Origin of the sequence: Bacteroides sp. AF25-38AC (assembly GCF_003602995.1) — a bacterium.
GTDB classification, from domain to species: domain Bacteria; phylum Bacteroidota; class Bacteroidia; order Bacteroidales; family Bacteroidaceae; genus Bacteroides; species Bacteroides uniformis.
Map to the genome: position 1 here is coordinate 59,445 of NZ_QTMD01000026.1, position 18,455 is coordinate 77,899.

At 49.3% G+C, this 18,455-nt stretch carries 18 protein-coding genes; 16 read left to right on the forward strand and 2 right to left on the reverse strand.

Translation table 11 applies throughout. The features are described 5' to 3' along the window. Positions 1-192 precede the first annotated feature (192 nt). The 8 genes from DWY55_RS16345 to metK all read left to right on the forward strand — a co-directional run bounded on the left by DWY55_RS16345 (position 193) and on the right by metK (position 7,392). On the forward strand, positions 193-1,092 hold the full coding sequence (locus DWY55_RS16345) for a class I SAM-dependent methyltransferase (protein WP_005825283.1): 900 nt from the start codon (positions 193-195) through the stop codon (positions 1,090-1,092). Between the two features lie 82 nt (positions 1,093-1,174). Next, entirely contained in the window at positions 1,175-2,050 is an 876-nt protein-coding gene (locus DWY55_RS16350; protein ID WP_005825286.1) for a cell division protein FtsX, read from the forward strand. Positions 2,051-2,133: 83 nt separating this feature from the next. Beyond that, positions 2,134-2,373, forward strand: a complete 240-nt coding sequence (locus DWY55_RS16355; protein WP_005825288.1) for a DUF3098 domain-containing protein — start codon at positions 2,134-2,136, stop codon at positions 2,371-2,373. Positions 2,374-2,529: 156 nt separating this feature from the next. Further along, positions 2,530-3,321 carry an undecaprenyl-diphosphate phosphatase gene (locus DWY55_RS16360; RefSeq protein WP_005825291.1) on the forward strand — a complete coding sequence of 264 codons (792 nt, stop codon included), beginning with the start codon at positions 2,530-2,532 and terminating at the stop codon, positions 3,319-3,321. Between the two features lie 115 nt (positions 3,322-3,436). Continuing rightward, positions 3,437-4,144: a tRNA pseudouridine(55) synthase TruB gene (truB, locus tag DWY55_RS16365; protein ID WP_005825294.1), complete on the forward strand. Its 708-nt coding sequence runs from the start codon at positions 3,437-3,439 to the stop codon at positions 4,142-4,144. A 116-nt stretch (positions 4,145-4,260) separates the two neighbouring features. After that, positions 4,261-5,319 (forward strand): tRNA preQ1(34) S-adenosylmethionine ribosyltransferase-isomerase QueA, encoded by a 1,059-nt coding sequence (queA, locus tag DWY55_RS16370; protein WP_005825296.1) that lies wholly within the window; start codon positions 4,261-4,263, stop codon positions 5,317-5,319. Positions 5,320-5,321: 2 nt separating this feature from the next. Further along, on the forward strand, positions 5,322-5,798 hold the full coding sequence (gene folK, locus DWY55_RS16375; protein ID WP_005825297.1) for a 2-amino-4-hydroxy-6-hydroxymethyldihydropteridine diphosphokinase: 477 nt from the start codon (positions 5,322-5,324) through the stop codon (positions 5,796-5,798). A gap of 301 nt (positions 5,799-6,099) precedes the next feature. After that, positions 6,100-7,392, forward strand: coding sequence for a methionine adenosyltransferase (gene metK, locus DWY55_RS16380; protein WP_005825299.1), 1,293 nt, complete (start codon positions 6,100-6,102; stop codon positions 7,390-7,392). A gap of 104 nt (positions 7,393-7,496) precedes the next feature. Here the strand turns inward: metK and DWY55_RS16385 are convergent, their stop codons facing one another. Together DWY55_RS16385 and DWY55_RS16390 are read right to left on the reverse strand one after the other, a co-directional pair. Next, a complete protein-coding gene (locus tag DWY55_RS16385; protein ID WP_034525440.1) occupies positions 7,497-9,443 on the reverse strand; it encodes an ATP-binding protein in 1,947 nt (648 codons plus the stop codon). A 155-nt stretch (positions 9,444-9,598) separates the two neighbouring features. Beyond that, positions 9,599-10,321, reverse strand: coding sequence for a helix-turn-helix domain-containing protein (locus DWY55_RS16390; protein WP_005825301.1), 723 nt, complete (start codon positions 10,319-10,321; stop codon positions 9,599-9,601). Positions 10,322-10,501: 180 nt separating this feature from the next. Between DWY55_RS16390 and DWY55_RS16395 the strand changes: the two genes are divergently transcribed. The 8 genes from DWY55_RS16395 to DWY55_RS22405 form a co-directional block, all read left to right on the forward strand. Next, the gene (locus DWY55_RS16395; RefSeq protein WP_225982629.1) at positions 10,502-10,645 is read left to right on the forward strand and encodes a hypothetical protein; all 144 of its coding nucleotides are present in this window, start codon (positions 10,502-10,504) and stop codon (positions 10,643-10,645) included. 100 nt (positions 10,646-10,745) lie between these two features. Then, complete coding sequence (locus DWY55_RS16400) at positions 10,746-11,060, forward strand: hypothetical protein (RefSeq protein ID WP_008662326.1); 315 nt, start codon at positions 10,746-10,748, stop codon at positions 11,058-11,060. Between the two features lie 47 nt (positions 11,061-11,107). After that, entirely contained in the window at positions 11,108-11,971 is an 864-nt protein-coding gene (locus DWY55_RS16405) for a DUF4373 domain-containing protein (protein WP_005834029.1), read from the forward strand. Positions 11,972-12,157: 186 nt separating this feature from the next. Beyond that, on the forward strand, positions 12,158-12,646 hold the full coding sequence (locus tag DWY55_RS16410; RefSeq protein WP_005825310.1) for an HU family DNA-binding protein: 489 nt from the start codon (positions 12,158-12,160) through the stop codon (positions 12,644-12,646). 158 nt (positions 12,647-12,804) lie between these two features. Further along, positions 12,805-13,245: an N-acetylmuramoyl-L-alanine amidase gene (locus DWY55_RS16415; RefSeq protein WP_005834031.1), complete on the forward strand. Its 441-nt coding sequence runs from the start codon at positions 12,805-12,807 to the stop codon at positions 13,243-13,245. Positions 13,246-13,271: 26 nt separating this feature from the next. Further along, positions 13,272-13,373 carry a smalltalk protein gene (locus tag DWY55_RS22035; protein ID WP_005825315.1) on the forward strand — a complete coding sequence of 34 codons (102 nt, stop codon included), beginning with the start codon at positions 13,272-13,274 and terminating at the stop codon, positions 13,371-13,373. Between the two features lie 106 nt (positions 13,374-13,479). Continuing rightward, on the forward strand, positions 13,480-16,740 hold the full coding sequence (locus DWY55_RS16420; protein WP_008662329.1) for a hypothetical protein: 3,261 nt from the start codon (positions 13,480-13,482) through the stop codon (positions 16,738-16,740). 14 nt (positions 16,741-16,754) lie between these two features. Next, positions 16,755-18,455: DUF6443 domain-containing protein (locus tag DWY55_RS22405; protein ID WP_243633671.1), on the forward strand; the 1,701-nt coding region annotated here is incomplete at its 3' end.

The following is an 18,455-nucleotide window of genomic DNA, read 5'->3' on the forward strand; positions in this document are numbered from 1 at the left end:
TCGGACAGTTGTCCGCTTAATATCGAACAGTTGGTCATTCGTTCCGCCAGCTGGCCGGAGCAAGCGTTTGTTTTCTTAAATCTCCTTAATGGAAACCCTATAAATCACTTTTTATTTGTTATTTTGCACCAAATTTAGGTATGGTGTGGTCTGTTTCATTCGGGCTGCACTTCCTTATTGGCAGAACGTTCGATGAATAAACTCACTATAAAAGCTTGTCCGTTATGTGGTGGAACGCATTTGGAGCGTGCCCTGACATGTGTAGACCATTATGCCTCGGGCGAAATGTTCCACTTGTGCCGCTGCCGGGATTGCGGTTTCCTTTTCACGCAAGACTTTCCCGTGGAGGCTGAAATCGGTCGTTACTACGAAACTCCTGATTACATATCACATACCGATACCCGCAAGGGGGCGATGAACTCCGTGTACCATTGGGTGCGCAACTATATGCTGGGACGCAAGGCACGCCTTGTGCTCCGTGAAGCACACCGCAAGGAGGGCAGCCTGCTGGATTTGGGTACGGGGACCGGTTACTTTGCCGATGTCATGCAGCGTCGCGGCTGGCAGGTGGAAGCTGTGGAAAAGAGTGCGCAGGCGCGTGCCTTTGCCAAAGAACACTTCAATCTGGATGTGAAACCCCATACGGCATTGAAAGATTTTGCACCGGGCAGTTTCGACGTCATCACCCTATGGCATGTCATGGAACATCTGGAACCCCTCAACGAAACGTGGGAAACCTTGCACTCCCTGCTGACTGAAAAGGGGGTGCTGATTGTAGCTGTGCCCAACTGTTCCTCCTTCGACGCAAAGAAATACGGGGCTTACTGGGCTGCCTACGATGTGCCCCGCCATTTGTGGCACTTCACACCGGGCACCATCCAGCAATTCGGTTCCAAGCATGGCTTCATCATGGCAGAGCGGCATCCCATGCCGTTCGATGCCTTCTACGTCTCCATGCTGACAGAAAAGCACATGAGGCACTCGTGTACTTTCCTGCGGGGAATGGTGACCGGTACACTGGCCTGGTTCAGCGCGTTGGTGAAGAAGGAACGCAGCAGTTCCATGATTTACGTGTTCAGGAAGAAAGGGTGAGAAAAGGGATTAGGGATTAATGATTAATAGCGACTGATTTACATAACTTGTAGCTTGTAACTCGTAACTTATAATTGGTATAATGAAAGCAAAGAATAACTCGGTATCCTATTTTGACATGCAGTTCATTACGTCCAGCATCAGTACGACGCTGGTGTTACTGCTGTTGGGGCTGGTCGTATTCTTTGTGCTCGCGGCTCATAATCTTTCCGTGTACGTCAAGGAGAACATCAGTTTCTCCGTGCTTGTCAGTGACGACATGAAGGAGAGCGACATCCTGAAGCTTCAGAAGAGGCTGGACAAGGAGGCTTTTGTGAAGCAGACGGAATACATTTCCAAGAAGCAGGCACTCCGCGAGCAGACTGAGGCGATGGGTACGGACCCGCAAGAGTTCCTCGGCTACAATCCTTTCACTGCCTCCATCGAAATCAAGCTGCATTCCGACTATGCCAATTCGGACAGCATCGCCAAAATAGAGAAACTGATTAAAAAGAATACCAATATCCAGGAAGTGCTCTACCAGAAAGACTTGATAGATGCCGTGAACGATAATATAAGGAATATCAGCTTGATGCTGCTGGGGCTGGCTGTGATACTGACGTTTATCTCCTTTGCGCTGATAAACAACACCATCCGTCTGGCTATATATTCCAAGCGTTTCCTTATCCACACCATGAAGCTGGTGGGAGCAAGCTGGGCATTCATCCGTCGTCCGTTTCTGCGGCGCAATTTCTGGATAGGTGTGCTGGCCGCTTTCATAGCCGACAGCATTCTGTGGGGAGCCGCCTATTGGCTGGTGTCCTACGAACCGGAGTTGGTCAAGGTGATTACGCCCGAGGTGATGGTGCTGGTGTCGGGTGCCGTGCTGGTGTTCGGTGTACTTATTACGTGGCTGTGCGCTTTGCTTTCCATCAACAAATATCTGAGGATGAAGGCAAGCACACTGTATTATATTTAACGCCTTGAAGTGCATAGAGAGAAAGCACTGTTATCGCAGCCTCCAAATAGTAAATTGTAAATAGTAAAATAGTAAATGTATAGATGAGTAAAGAGAAATTCGCTTTTGATAAGACCAATTTTATCCTGCTTGGCATCGGAATGGCGGTGGTTATCATTGGTTTTCTTCTGATGACCGGTCCCGCGTCTACCCCGACGACCTTTGAGCCGGACATTTTTAGTGTGAGACGCATCAAGGTGGCTCCGGTAGTTTGCCTGCTGGGGTTTGTGTTCATGATATATGCCGTGCTGCGCAAGCCTAAAAGCTGTCGTGCAGAGGAGTAAACTTTCAGACGGGGATTACACAGATGACGCAGATTGGAATATTAGAAATCCGTGTCATCTGCGTTATCTGCGTCTGAAAAATAATCAGAAAGAAAGTAGTAACAGAGCTTCCGGACAGCCCCTCCGGCAACTCAAGAACTTAAAAACTTAAACAAATTGGAATGGTTTGAAGCGCTTATCCTTGGGCTTATTCAAGGACTGACCGAATATCTGCCGGTGAGCAGTAGCGGACACCTCGCCATAGGTTCGGCATTGTTCGGTATTGAGGGAGAGGAGAATCTTGCTTTTACGATAGTGGTACATGTGGCTACGGTGTTCAGTACGCTGGTGATACTCTGGAAAGAGATTGACTGGATTTTCAAGGGACTGTTCAAGTGGCAGATGAACGAGGAGACACGTTACGTCATCAATATACTGGTATCCATGATACCTATCGGCATTGTGGGGGTATTTTTCAAGGACGAAGTAGAGGCCATTTTCGGTTCGGGACTGGTCGTTGTGGGCTGCTGCCTGCTGCTGACAGCTCTGCTGCTGTCTTTCTCCTATTATTATAAGCCGAAGCAGAAGGAGAACATCAGCATGAAGGATGCCTTTATCATCGGTCTGGCACAAGCATGCGCGGTGCTTCCGGGGCTTTCCCGTTCGGGCAGTACCATTGCAACCGGTCTGTTGCTGGGCGACAACAAGGCGAAGCTGGCACAGTTCTCTTTCCTGATGGTGATGCCTCCCATCCTGGGCGAGGCACTGCTGGATGGAATGAAGATGATGAAAGGTGAGGCGGTTGCAGGGGATATTCCGACGCTTTCGCTGGTGGTAGGTTTCCTGGCTGCTTTTGTTTCGGGCTGCCTGGCCTGCAAGTGGATGATAAATATTGTGAAGAAGGGCAAGCTGATTTATTTTGCCATCTATTGCGCGATAGCCGGTGTCATAACGCTCATATTAAGCTAAAGTCCCCTCCTTGTGTGGGGGAAAGACTGATTACTCCGGAAATCAATAAGAGAAAAATATTAAGTTGTACCATTTTATCCCCCTCCCTACCGGGGAGGGGTTAGGGGAGAGGCCAATGAATTTTAAAGAAGGAGAAGTCCTCTATTTCAATAAACCGCTGGGATGGACATCGTTCAAGGTTGTGGGACATGCGCGTTACCACATCTGCCGGCGGATAAAGGAGAAGAAGTTGAAAGTAGGCCATGCCGGTACCCTCGACCCGCTTGCTACGGGGGTGATGATAGTCTGTACGGGCAAGGCCACGAAACGGATTGAGGAATTCCAGTATCACACGAAGGAGTACGTTGCCACCATCCGGTTGGGTGCCACCACTCCCTCTTACGACCTGGAACATGAGATAGATGCCACCTATCCCACGGAGCACATCACCCGCGGACTGGTGGAGGAGACGCTGAAGAAGTTCATCGGCGAGATACAGCAAGTGCCTCCCGCCTTCTCGGCATGTATGGTGAACGGGAAACGTGCCTACGACCTTGCCCGCAAGGGAGAGGAGGTAGAGCTGAAACCCAAGTTGCTCGTCATCGACGAGATAGAGCTGCTGGACGACGGGCTGGATATTGCCGAACCGTGGATAAAGGTACGCGTAGTATGCAGCAAAGGAACCTATATCCGCGCCCTGGCACGTGACATCGGCGAAGCCCTGCAGAGCGGCGCTCACCTCACCGCCCTGGAGCGTACCCGCGTAGGCGACGTCCGGCTGGCAGACTGCCTCAATCCCCTCGATTTTAAAGAGTGGATAGAGGCGCAGGAGATAGATATTTAGTTATAAGTTATGAGTTATTTGCTATGAAGTGTAGTATACTGCCGGATAACTCATACCCTCTTATGACTAAAACAGACTGATATAAATAATAAATAACTTATAACTCATAACTAATTATGAAACTGTCGCAATTCAAATTCAAGCTTCCCGAAGAGAAGATAGCTTTGCACCCCACGAAGTACAGAGACGAGTCACGTCTGTTGGTGTTGCACCGTAAGACGGGTGAGATTGAGCACAAGATGTTCAAGGATGTTCTGGACTATTTTGATGACAAAGATGTGTTTATCTTCAACGACACCAAGGTTTTCCCTGCCCGCTTGTACGGTAACAAGGAAAAGACCGGTGCGCGTATTGAAGTGTTCTTGTTGCGTGAGTTGAACGAAGAGCTCCGGTTGTGGGATGTACTGGTGGATCCTGCCCGTAAAATACGTATCGGCAATAAGCTCTACTTCGGTGACGACGACTCTATGGTGGCTGAGGTTATCGACAACACCACTTCGCGTGGGCGTACGCTTCGTTTCCTTTACGACGGTCCGCACGATGAGTTCAAGAAGGCGCTCTATGCGCTGGGCGAAACGCCGCTGCCCCACAGCATCATCAACCGTCCCGTAGAGCCGGACGATGCCGAACGTTTCCAGTCTATTTTTGCACGCAACGAAGGAGCTGTTACAGCGCCTACCGCCAGCCTGCACTTCAGCCGCGAGCTGATGAAGCGTATGGAAATCAAGGGTATTGACTTTGCCTACATCACCCTGCATGCCGGCTTGGGTAACTTCCGCGACATTGATGTGGAAGACCTCACCAAGCACAAGACAGACTCCGAGCAGATGATTGTGAACGAGGAAGCCGTACGGATTGTGAACCATGCCAAAGACCTGAACCGCCAAGTCTGTGCCGTAGGTACCACCGTGATGCGTGCCATCGAGAGCACCGTCAGCACCGACGGACATTTGAAGGAATACGAGGGTTGGACCAACAAGTTCATCTTCCCGCCGTACGACTTTACCGTGGCCAATGCCATGATATCCAACTTCCACATGCCGCTCAGTACCCTGCTGATGATTGTTGCCGCTTTCGGCGGTTACGAGCAGGTGATGGAGGCATACAATGTGGCATTGAAGGAAGAGTACCGCTTTGGTACGTATGGAGATGCGATGCTGATTACAGACCGGTAATTATGGTTGTTTATTTCAGTCTTGGTACCAATCTCGGCGATAAGGAGCAGAATCTCCGCATGGCCGTCCAAAAGATAAGAAAGCAGATAGGGGAAGTGATTTCCCTATCTGCTTTTTATGCTACTGCCCCGTGGGGCTTTTCTTCCGATAATACTTTTCTGAATGCCGCACTCTGCGTAGACACTGCTTTGGCACCTTTGGAGGTGTTGCAAACGACGCAGGAAATCGAGCGGGAGATGGGGCGTACGCATAAGTCTGTCAATGCAGTGTATAGCGACCGTGTGATAGACATCGACCTGTTGCTCTGTTTTGCCGATGACGGTACTCCCGTTTTGCTGGATACTCCCGAACTGAAACTTCCTCATCCGCTGATGCAGGAACGCCGTTTCGTGATGGAGCCGTTGGCGGAGATTGCTTCAGGCGTGGTGCATCCGGTATTGGGAAAGACAATCGGGGAATTGTTGCAAAATCAGTGTTAATCTCTGCTATCTGTAGCGCAGATACAAGATTTCTTTTTTATCTTTGCCTCCGGAAAGCGAAGATAGGCTGCACCTCAGCATAAAAAATGAACAAGTTCATTTTGTTCTGCGTTCGGTTTGCACTATCTTTGCCCCCGAAAAACGATATGTGGAGAGATTTGAGTAGCTTGCAACCACAGAAAAAAATGCTAAAACACATCCTTTTCTGACGGCACGTTTGTGTGCCGGATGCATCTACTCCACACACCTCCTTCCGCCATTCGTTGAATTATCAATTATCAACTATCAATTCTCAACTGAAATGGGATATTTATTCACATCCGAATCGGTGTCTGAAGGACACCCCGACAAAGTGGCCGATCAAATATCGGACGCTGTGCTTGACAAACTGTTGGCCTACGACCCCAGTTCGAAAGTAGCTTGCGAAACTCTGGTTACTACCGGTCAGGTAGTGCTGGCTGGAGAAGTGAAAACCAAAGCGTACGTTGACATGCCTCTCATCGCACGCGAAGTAATCAAGAAAATCGGCTATACCAAAGGCGAGTATATGTTCGAGAGCAATTCGTGCGGCGTGCTGAGCGCCATCCACGAGCAGAGCCCCGACATCAACCGCGGCGTGGAGCGACAGGACCCCATGGAACAAGGTGCCGGAGACCAGGGGATGATGTTCGGCTACGCCACCAACGAAACGGAGAATTACATGCCGCTTTCACTGGACCTTGCACACCGCATCCTGCAAGTGCTGGCAGATGTCCGTCGCGAAGGCAAGGTGATGACCTACCTCCGTCCCGACGCCAAGAGCCAGGTGACCATCGAATATGATGACAACGGCACACCCGTACGCATCGATACCATCGTAGTTTCCACCCAGCACGACGACTTCGTACAGCCTGCCGACGACAGCGATGCCGCCCAGCTGAAGGCCGACGAGGAAATGCTCGCCCAAATCCGCCGGGATGTAATCGAGATTCTGATGCCGCGTGTCATTGCTTCCATCCATCATGAAAAGGTGCTGGCACTGTTCAACGACCGTATCACATACCACGTCAACCCCACGGGCAAGTTCGTAATCGGTGGTCCTCACGGTGACACCGGGCTGACGGGACGCAAGATTATCGTAGATACCTACGGCGGCAAGGGTGCCCATGGCGGCGGCGCTTTCTCCGGAAAGGACCCCTCTAAGGTAGACCGCAGCGCAGCTTATGCAGCCCGCCACATTGCCAAGAATCTGGTAGCTGCCGGCGTTGCCGACGAAATGCTGGTGCAGGTAAGTTACGCCATCGGTGTGGCACGCCCCATCAATATTTTCGTAGATACTTATGGCCGCAGCCACGTCAATATGAGCGACGGTGAGATTGCCCGTAAGATTGACGAGCTGTTCGACCTTCGCCCCAAGGCAATAGAAGACCGCCTGAAACTGCGCAACCCCATCTATCAGGAGACTGCCGCCTACGGACACATGGGCCGCGAGCCGCAGACCATCGTCAAGCATTTCAAGAGCCGCTACGAAGGCAACAAGGACATTGAAGTGGAACTCTTCACCTGGGAGAAGCTGGATTATGTGGACAAGGTGAAAGCCGCATTCGGTTTATAATCAGCATAGCTTTACGGCTATTTATATAGAAGGCTGCCCTTCTGCAGATACCGATGTTTCGGAGGATGCAGAAGAGGCAGCCTTTGTTGTTTTGGTCTTGCTCTTCAAATGGATTTTTTCACCGGCAGTACAAACACGAACCTTGCCCCCTCCTTGTACTCCTTGTCCAGCAGCACTTTCCCTTTCAGCCGTTCGGCGATGAGGCGGCAGATATTGAGTCCCAGACCGGTGCCTTGCCCGAAGTTGTCGGCCTTTTCAAAGCGTTCGAAGATGGTTTCCGAGTATTCCGGGGGAATGCCGGTACCGGTATCGGTGACGGAGAAGGTGACGTATCCGGGATGCTCTGTGAGGGAGCAGTGCAGGCGGATTTCGCCTTGTGTGGTGTGTTTCTCTGCATTGGTAAGGAAGTTGATGAGTATCTGGCACACACGTTGCCCGTCGGTGCTCAGTTCGTAGCAGTCGTCCACTTCGGAGGTGTAGTAGAGCTTCACGCCTTCGGGCTTGCGGTGTTCAACGGTGGTTATGGCTTCCCGGCAGAGCTTGTTGCAACTGTGCGGCGCTATCTTCATGGTGTATCTGTTGCTTTCCAACTCGGCTGCGCTGAGGATGTCCCCCACCAGTGTAAGGAGGAGGTCGGAATTGTGCTGTATGAGATGGCAGAAATCCTGCCTTTCCTCTTGGGAAAGGTTCGCGTCGGGGGAAGTGATGAGTTGTGAGAAGCCCACGATAGAGTTGAGCGGTGTCCGTATTTCGTGACTCATGTTCTGCAGGAAGATGCTCTTTGCCTTGTTGGCTGCTTCGGCTTGGTCGCGCGCTTCGGAAAGTTCCTCGTTCTTGTGGCATAGTTCGAGGTTGACTTTACGTTTGCGGTGGAGGTAGAGCATCAGGAAAAGCAGGGATAACAGCAAAAAGCCGGTGACAATGCTGAAAAGAGTGATGCGGTAGCGCGAGGTGGCCTGTATGTTTTCCATTTTCAGACGTTCGGCGCCTATCTGGGTGTTCAGTTCGGCGATGTCCGACAGTTGCAGGAGATTGTTCGTCGAATCCAACTGCTGGTGGTATTTTTTCAGATATTTGATGGCATTGGGATAGTCTTTGGCGCATTCGTAAATGTAGGCATGTTGTTGCAAGCCTTTCTCGGACAATTGGTCAGCGTGGGCATGGGCCTGCTCATACTGTTTGTCCAGTATGTTCTTGCTGATGTGGGCTATCAGTAGGGAAACGCTGGCAGAGAGCTTGCAACGGTCCGCCATTTGTACGGCTTCTTTATAGCAGTCGTTGAATTCATCTATACGTCCCTGCCGGAATAGTACCAGGCATTTCTCTATCATGGCTTGGGCTATGTTCCGTTCTGTTTTGGCGCTCTTCAAGGCTTTTTCGCAATAGTCCAGTGCGGTGGCGTAATCTTTTTGGGTGTTACGGTAATATTCGGCAAGGCTTGAGTATAGTTGGCTGGGATCTTGGTCGGGCATATTCTTCAGCATATAGTCCAAGGCTTCCTGATAGTATTGGGCGGAGAGGTCGAAGTTTCCGCGTGATTTGTAGATATGGCCCATGGTTCGGATACAGCTGAAGATACCGTAAGGGTATCTGTCGGCAAAAGCTTGCTTTTTCATTTTTTCCGCTTTCTGCAAGGCGAGCAATGAGCGTTGTTGGTTCAGGAAGTAGATGATTTCGCTGCTCCAAGCGTGATAATAATATTGCAGATAGTTATTGGCACGTGAAATCTCTTTCAGGTCAGTGGATGCCTTTTCTATTTTGCTATCATCTTTTTGGGATATATAGAACTGCAGGGGGATGATGTATGCCAGGCATTGTGCTTTTTTGTCACCGAGCTTCAGAGCCTGTTGATACAAAGTGTCGGCCACCAGCAACCCCTCCTGCTGGCGTGCCTGCTTGGAAGCCCGCTGGTAGATGGGGTAGAGTGCATCGTCTATCTTGTAGGGATTGTTCTGTGCTGCGGAAGGTAGGAACACCCATACTGAAAGCACTAGAAAACATAACCTTGAAAGAATGCACTCCCTCTTTGTTCTATTGGATGGAATAAGCATGTTTTTTTCCGGATACTTATTATTATGCCTATGGCATCGCAAAAATAAGATAAAAGAATAAATTACAAGCTTTTTTTGTATAATTTCTCTGTTTGCTTGTTGAATGATCCTTGCCAGGAGCTTTCTTACGAAATTTCCGGTGATAATGCCGCCCTCTACATCATCATATTCTTCCTTATCGAGAACTTCACGATGGCCATTGCATTGACTGCCGCCAGCGGCAGGTCCATGGGGTCGTGGTGGTTGTTGTAGCTCACCAGACGGATGCAGTCCGGCCGTTCCGAGTGGTTGACGTATTTCACTGCCAGGTATTCGTCGCCGCCCCGTTCGAAGGAGACGAGATACATTTCACCGTAGATGACGTCGGTGAAGTCGCGGATGGACTTAAAGCCTACGATGTCACCGGACTTGAGGATGGGATACATCGAGTCGCCCGAGACGTAGACGGCACCGTCGCACACAGGGATATTGGGAATTACAATCCGCCCCAAGGCGTACTGCGGGCGGTCAGCCAGCAGTGTCTTCAGGTTGGCGGCGGCAGAGATGTCATAGAGGGTCACGCTACGGTCGTCCATAGGGTCGGCTGTTTTCGGTGTGTGAAGTATTTCCACTTCACCTTGTACCAAGTCATTGTCACAGAATTTTGAATGATGTGCAGGCGAGCCCTTTCCCGTCAGCAGCCAGTTGTAGTCCACGTCGTCCAGGCTGCCCAGCAGCAGGGGGAAGTCGATGCTGTTGCGGGCGTTCCAGTTGCTCAGTGTGGAGCGTGATATACCCAGAAAGGCGGCAAGTTCGCTGTCTGTCTTGAATTCTTTCGCCAGTTTGGCACGTTTTATGATGTCTGCCGCACAAAATACCGGGTCTTTGTCATTCGCCATATTCTTCAGTTTTTACGTGTAAATTATTCAGAAACTATTATCTCCTCATTTATACTGTCTTACGTCTTATTTAAGAATTTAATTCCCGATTTGTTTGTTTTATAAATGAAAACAGCATTATCTTTGTTGGGACAAAAATACATATCATGTTTTATAAATGCAAATAAAAGGGAGGGATTTATGGAAAATACACATCTGGTCTTTTATCCGGAAGCATCCGAATTTAGCAAAAATACTTACGAATTTGAAAAAATGGGCATCCGCCTTGCCGGATGTATAGATGAGGTGCGTTGGAAGTATAGATGCAACGCGCTGGATGTATAGATAGAATACGCTGGATATATACTTCCAGCAAACAGCCCCTACAAGCATCTTTGGCAGGGGCGTGCCGAAAAAATATTATTGTACTAATTCTTAACAAAAAATGGTTATGGAACAGATTATTGAAAAAAATGTTCGTTTCTGTGGATGTTGCCACAGAGAACTGCCCGTTGATTCTTTTTATGTAGACAAGCGTACGCTTGCCCCCGACAATTATTGCAAGGAATGCCGTAGGGCGATGAGCAACGCCCGCTACCGTCGCTCACTTCCAGCAAGCAATCCCCTCCGTTATCCGGTCATCACTGAAATTTCGGACTGTACTCTTCGTATGTATCTTATTCTGAATGCTTTGAAGGTAGTGCGCGAAAGCGTGCTCCGCAAGCGGAAACGCCTATGCGAAGCAGGTGATATAGAATGATACAAGCCGCTCTCTCCCCCTAATCACTAACCCCTAATCATCAAACCATGTCCAGAATCAAAAAACGGGGACTTGACTATTTCCCCTTGAACACAGACTTCATGCACGACCGTCTGGTGCGCCGCATCATGAAACGTGAGGGTGACGGCTCCTTTGCCATTCTGCTGGGCGCCCTCTCCTGCATTTATGCCGACGAAGGCTATTACGTGTGTGCCGACGAGCTTTTCTACGAAGACCTTTCCGCCTGCCTCTATGAAAAGACGGCTGCCGACGTGAAGCGCATTCTTGCCCTGGCTGTGGAGTACGGCATTTTCAATGCCGCCCTTTTCGGCAAATACGCCATCTTGACTTCTGCTGAGATACAGCGGCAGTATCTGTTCAGTACCAAGCGCCGGAAATCTTCCGCCATAGACACACGTTATTGTCTGGTGGATGATTCTCAGAGCGATGACGAGGCCGCGCCGACTGCCGCCGGGAGAGTGCCGTCTGCCAATGGAAGCGTGCCGTCCGCTGCCGAAAGTGCAGCATTTAAGCCCGAAAATGCGACATCGGGTACATATAGCACAGCAGAGCATAGCACATCACAACACAGCAAAGAAAATCCCCTCCTCCATAGTTCCCCCGGAACCGGGGGCACTGAGGGCGCGGATGTGCCATCCGCGGAGGGGGAATATCTTCGGAAAATAGAGCAACTGCAACCGCCGCAGGATGGCACGGACCGCAACCTGGACGGGTTGCTTTTCAATCTGAAGCAGTTCCATATTCCTCCGCAAGAGCAGTATGCCATTATCCTCAAAAGTAATTTCGGTGCTATCGGCCACCCTTTGTGGAAGGGCTTCTATGCCTTGCGCGAGAGTCATGGCAAGATACGGCAACCGGGACGATACCTGCTGAGCCTGTGCTGTAAGTAAAGTTTTCGATTTGTGAATAATTTCATGAAGAAAAACGGTTTTTTTAATTTGCACACTTTTCCGGATAGCGTTATCTTTGCAATGTGGTTAAGCTTAATACACGAAAATAAAACAATGTTGTTTCATTTGAAAAAAACGAATCCTTGAATTTCAAGACAAACTATTAATTTTTAAAACAAAACTACTATGCCAGTAATTTACAAATCATTTCAGTCGGTTCTTGCCAACAAAGAGGGCAAGAAGCTTTTCTATCCCCGCGTGGTGCTGACGGGGAATGTGGACACCGAGCAGGTGGCTAAGGAGATTGCGGAGTTGTCTTCCCTCTCTACGGGTGACTCGAAGAATGTCATCGACAACCTGGTGACCGTGATGACTCGCCACCTGCAGTCTTCCGAGAGCGTGACGCTGGACGGTCTGGGTACTTTCCGCCTTACGATGAAGTCCACCATGAACGGTGTGGAAGACCCTCTGAAGGTGTCGGCTACCCAGTCCACACTACGAGTGCGTTTTCTGCCCACCTCCAAGCGTAATCTGGACCATACGGTGTCTACCCGTTCGCTGGTGACCGGGGTGAAGTGCGTGCGCTTCGACCTTCAGGACACGGCAGGTTCGGGCGGCAACGACGGTGGCTCGGGCGGTAACGACGGTGACCAAGGTGAAAATCCGTTGGGATAAGGCCATTTACGATTTGACGATTTACGATGTACGATTGAAATTCGTACTGCTAAATAACCGCGCCTATGCAGGCATTTATGATACGAAAAGTAATCGTACATCGTAAATCGTCAAATCATAAATTACTAATCTTCAATCATTAATCACTAACTAATCTTATGCGAAAAATCAACTACATCGTGGTGCATTGCAGCGCCACGCGGGAGGGCTGTACGCTTACTTCCGAGGTTCTGGAGGCAGAGCACCGCCGCCGTGGCTTCCGCACGACGGGCTATCACTACTATATCCGGAGAGACGGTACTGTGCTCGGAACCCGTTCCTTGGAACTGCCCGGTGCGCATTGCCGCGGTCACAACAAGTATTCGATAGGTATCTGCTACGAAGGCGGGCTGGATGCCCGGGGAAATCCGAAGGATACCCGTACGCCGGAGCAGCGTTCGGCCCTGCACCTGCTGGTGTACCAGCTGCTACAACAGTTCCGGAACGCCCGTGTATGCGGCCACCGCGACCTCAGTCCCGATTTGGACGGAGATGGGACGGTGGAGCCGTGGGAGTGGGTGAAGCAGTGTCCGTGCTTCGAGGTAAGTAAAGAATTTTAAAACAATCATCCTTAAAACATGGAATTATGAAAATAAGCAAAGAAACCTGGAAAGATATCTTGAAAATTGTGGGCACCATCATTGCCACCATAGCCAGTGTGCTGGGCGTGCAGGCGATGCCACTGTAGGAGGCTGAAAAGCCAGCAAGGGAATGGGAGAGGCTTGGAAAACAGCTCCCCCATCCCTTATCCCGCAAAACATATTGAATAATTTTTCTAATAACAACGATTTATCATGAAAAGAATATCCTTGTTTTTATTACTGTTCCTTTTACTGAAGGCAACGGTTATGTATTCGCAGGATGGCCATCCTGAAACCAACTTCCGGATTGTTCCGGTATCTCCCAATGCAGCTTCATTGGGAACTTTCGGCATGATACCTACCGACAATTATGTGGGGCAAGCCAATCTGACTATCCCGATCTACGAGATTGACCTTGACGGAAAGAAGTTCCCCATTGCACTATCGTACCATACGGACGGAACACGTGTTGCACAAGAAGCTACTTGGATCGGCCTTGGATGGACCCTCCAGGCAGGAGGGTGCGTCGTCAGACAAGTGCAGGGTACGGACGACTTTGCAGCACGTGGGTGCTATAACCTTACTGATGCTCCGTGGCTGACCAATCCCAGATTTGAAGTGACCGACCAGAATTTGGAGAAGTATATGGGTTATTTCAAAGGTGACTATGATGCCGAACCTGATATGTTTTACTTCAATGCAGGCGGACATTCGGGCTCCATGTATTTCGACGTATTGAAGAACAACCGACAACTGAATGCCGTCCCTACCATCCAAACACAAGAAAAAGTGGTAAAGATGGTATACAATACAAGTAACAAAACATGGACCATGACGGACTTGGAAGGATATGTCTATTCCTTCTCGACAAAAGAAATCACATACTATTTCTTAAATACCATTGATTTTTTTCAAACAGATATAACTAGAAGTCATATATTTCCATACTATAACGAACCGCAGATTGTAACAGCCTGGATGCTTGACTCTGTGACATCTCCCAACGGTGGAAAGATTACGTTTAGTTACAAAAAAGAAAGTATTTTTACTCCCATTTCTACTACAGAAGACGTTATATCTTTGTCTAAAATAGTGAATGGCCAATTGTCTTCACAATCTCCGCAGTATTTCACCAATAAGTTCAACTACAATTACTCATACTCCAAGATAGAGCAATGGACATTGTCGGCTATTACTTTTGAAGGGGGTAAAGTAGAATTCGGTACAACTGATCGTGAGGATATAGAGAGTGCGGAAACCGGAAAAAAGGTACAGAAGCTGTCGAGTATCAAGGTGAGTGATACTGCCGGTAACCTTATCAAGACCACCATGCTGGAGTATAAATATCTGCTTAGCGGAATGGCTGCCACTACCAATGGTTATGATGACCGTTTGTTATTGTCGAAGGTATATGATGTGGCTGGTTCGAAGAAGAACAATGTATATACCATGGATTACAATATGGGGAAATTGCCGCCCAAACGCTCTCTGTCTGTAGATGCCTGGGGATTCTACAACGGTGCGTCACCAATGACTGCTTCTTTAAAGATTAGCCCCAGCATTTATTGGTCGGAGTCGATAAAGCCGAGCAGTAAGACGAGCTTGTTTAAAGAAGGTATGGACCGTTCATTCAATGAGGCGTTGTGCAAGATAGGGACGCTGCGCACTATCACCTATCCTACGGGTGGCACAACTACCTTTGAGTATGAAGGACATCGTTTTGAAACTTTGCCTATGATGCCCCCCTTGCGCGAAGGAACCCTTAACCTGGTAGACAACGGTATGCCGCCCGTGGCACCCGGAGCTCCTGTCCTTATGTATATTGGCGAGCCTTTTGAAGTGGACGATGCCAATCCCAAGATTATCATCCGCAGAAGACATGACGAACCTCATCCCAGTGAACATCTTGCTTCGTCGCTTACTTACACAACACAACTCGAAAAGAAAGAGGGTAATGGTTATAGAACCTTGTTCTCTTCTCCCGATTATGATGTGATGGAGCCCTGGCCTGATGACACTGAAAAGCAACTGGACAGAGGTACGTATCGTGTGACATTGGCAGTGCAGAATGTAAGGTTGGAGTATCCTATCAATATTTCGGTAGAGATAGTAGGCAAAACGAATGCTCCCTTGGATAAGGATTACCTGGGTGCCGGGCTGCGCATCAAGTCCATCACGAATACGGACGGCAACGGTAACCAGAGTTGGCGTAAGTTTGAATATCAGGATGCAAAGCTGATGGTGAAGCCGGTATTCAACGCACCGGTCTATGTAGAACAAATGCAAAGTTGGGCAGGAAACTGGATGAATGCTTACTATGAACTGATTCAATCTGCTCCTTATATCCCTTTGACGAATCTTTCCAGAGGAAACCTTGTGGGATATACGGCGGTCAGTGAATCATATGGCGACATGGATACTCAGGGATATACCACTTACAGATACCATAACGTTCCGGATGAGGTTACTGATATATACCTGGCCGGTATTCCTACGGTGCCTGACTATGAGAACGGTAAACTTTCGTCGGTAGAATATAGGGATAAAAATCATAAACTGCTGAAGAGAGAGGAGTACACCTACTCACCTTCTTCTTCGGAAGAGGTTTGGGCACCGAAAATACGCAACTATTATTTCAATCCGGATTATTCCCATCCTACCCGTACCATGCAGCCTTACAATCTGTGGGCACAATCGTACTATCTCAGCAAGAAAGTGACTACCGACTATCGCGCTGAAGGCAATATAGTGGACGAAGAGAGATATGCCTATACTGATTATGGGGTACTTTCTTCTTTAAAGAGTAACAAGCATGGGGTGGAGAAAGAAAAGCAGTTTAAATATGCAAACAGCTTTACAGATGCCGTTTCCGTCAAGATGAAAGGGAAATATATGGTGGGTATGCCTATAGAACATGTCGAACTCTCTGCCGGCAAAGTGGTGAATGCGTCGAAGACGGAATATAAAGATACGCTTAATATGATATTGCCCAAACGTACGTTGAGATTCAACTCTACTACTCCCAAGACGCTGGCCGATTATGCGGGAGCCTATGTGCAGGATATTTGGTTTGGCAAGTACACTTCGAGAGGCCGGCTGCTGGGTTATATACGCAACAATTTGCCGGTGAGCTTCCTATGGGCCTATAACAATCTTTATCCGGTGGCCAAGATAGAAGGAAAGACGTATGAGGCTGTAGAGAAAATCTCGTCGGCGAGCATCAGCCAACTGCCGGCCAATGCGAATACTGCGTCTATTACAGCTGTCCTGAACACAGTGCGAAACGGGCTTGCCAACGACAATGCTTTGGTTACTACCTATCTCTATCGCCCGCTTGTGGGTGTTACGGAAATTGTAGAACCGAATAAAGAGAAAGCGACCTTTACCTATGATGACTTCAACCGCTTGTTCCAGGTTAAGGAGCATAATGGAAAGGTAGTGAATGAATATCAGTATAATTACAAACCCCAATGAAACGAAAGAACTGTATGAAACGAAAATATATGTTTATGGCGTTGTTGTGTTATGCATTGACAACAGCGGCGCAGGATGCCAGCCATAATTATGTGCGTACCCGTAGCATGCTGGATGAAACGGGAGGTAAATATCTGGACAAGGTGGAGTATTTTGATGGCCTGGGACGTCCGTTCCAGACGGTATTGAAGAAGGTGACGGCAAGCAGCAGCAATCTGGTGACGTTGCAGGAGTATGACGTTGCAGGACGTGCCGCGAATTCCTGGCTGCCGATAGTCTCGTCTGCCGAGTATGTGGCGCCTGCTTCTTTCAAGAGCAGTGCGCCCGGCAACTATGGCAACGACTCGCGTCCTTACGGCCAGCCGGTGTACGAGGCTTCTCCGCTGAACCGTACCGTCAAGGAATACGGACCGGGAGCCGCATGGCATGGCGGGCATTCCGTCAATACGGACTATCTGGCCAACAGTACGGCTAACGCGCAGTTGAACTGCATCAACTATAGCGTAAGCAGTGCAGGCGCACTGACGAGCAACGGCAGCTATGCTTCCGGCCAGCTTTCGGTCGTCAAGACCACCGATGAAGACCTGAACGTGAGCTACACCTTCACCGACAAGATGGGACATGTTGTATTGTCCCGTCAGATGAAGGGCAGCGAAACGCACGACACTTACTATGTGTATGACGACAAAAGCAATCTTTGTTTCGTGCTCCAGCCTATGTACCAGAGCTCGGCCAATCTCGACCAGTATGCCTTCCAGTACAAATACGACGGACGTAACCGTTGTATCTGGAAGAAGCTTCCCGGTGCGGGATATATGGAAATGGTGTATGACAATGCCGACCGTCTGGTATTCTCGCAGGACGGCAACCAGCGTGCCCTTACATCCGGTAACTGGACGTACTACAAGTACGACGGCTTGAACCGTCTGACGGAGCAAGGTGTATGCACCAACAAAGTGACTACTTCGGGCACCACTGTGCACATCAGGAATTACTATGACAACTACGCTTTCCGTGCGCAAGCAGGTTTCAATAACAGCAATTTCCCTGATGATGCTTCGGGCAACGGGAAAGGGGCACTGACGGCAAGTGTGGCAACGGTACTCGGTAGCAGCAACAAGATTTATACGGCACACTACTACGACATCAAGGGACGTGTGGTGAAGACTGTGCAAAGTAATCCTTTGGGTGGTTATGATGTAGCAGCTACCGTCTATACTTTTACAAACAAGCCTGCTACAGTGACCCATACCCACACGGCAAGCGGAAAAACAACCCGCACGGAAGTGTATACTTACAGCTACAACCATGCGGACAGACTCTTGAAAGTAGAGCATACATTAGGCGGCACCAAGATAACCCTTGCCGACTATGCGTATGACAACTTGGGCAGACTGCAATCAAAGTCCCTGCACGGAAGTGCCACCAACAAGCTGACGTATGCCTATAATGTCCGTGGCTGGCTGACGGGTATCAGTGGAACGAAGTTCACACAGAACCTGTACTACAATACCGGTAACGGCACTGCCAGGTACAACGGCAGCATCAGCAGCATGACCTGGAAGGCAGGGAATGAAAGCACCGTCCGCGGCTACAAGTTCACCTACGACGGGCTGGACAGGCTGCTGAACGCGACCTACGGCGAAACAGCCGGCATCAACGCGAACACCGACCGTTTCAGTGAGAATGTAACCGCCTATGACAAGAACGGCAAC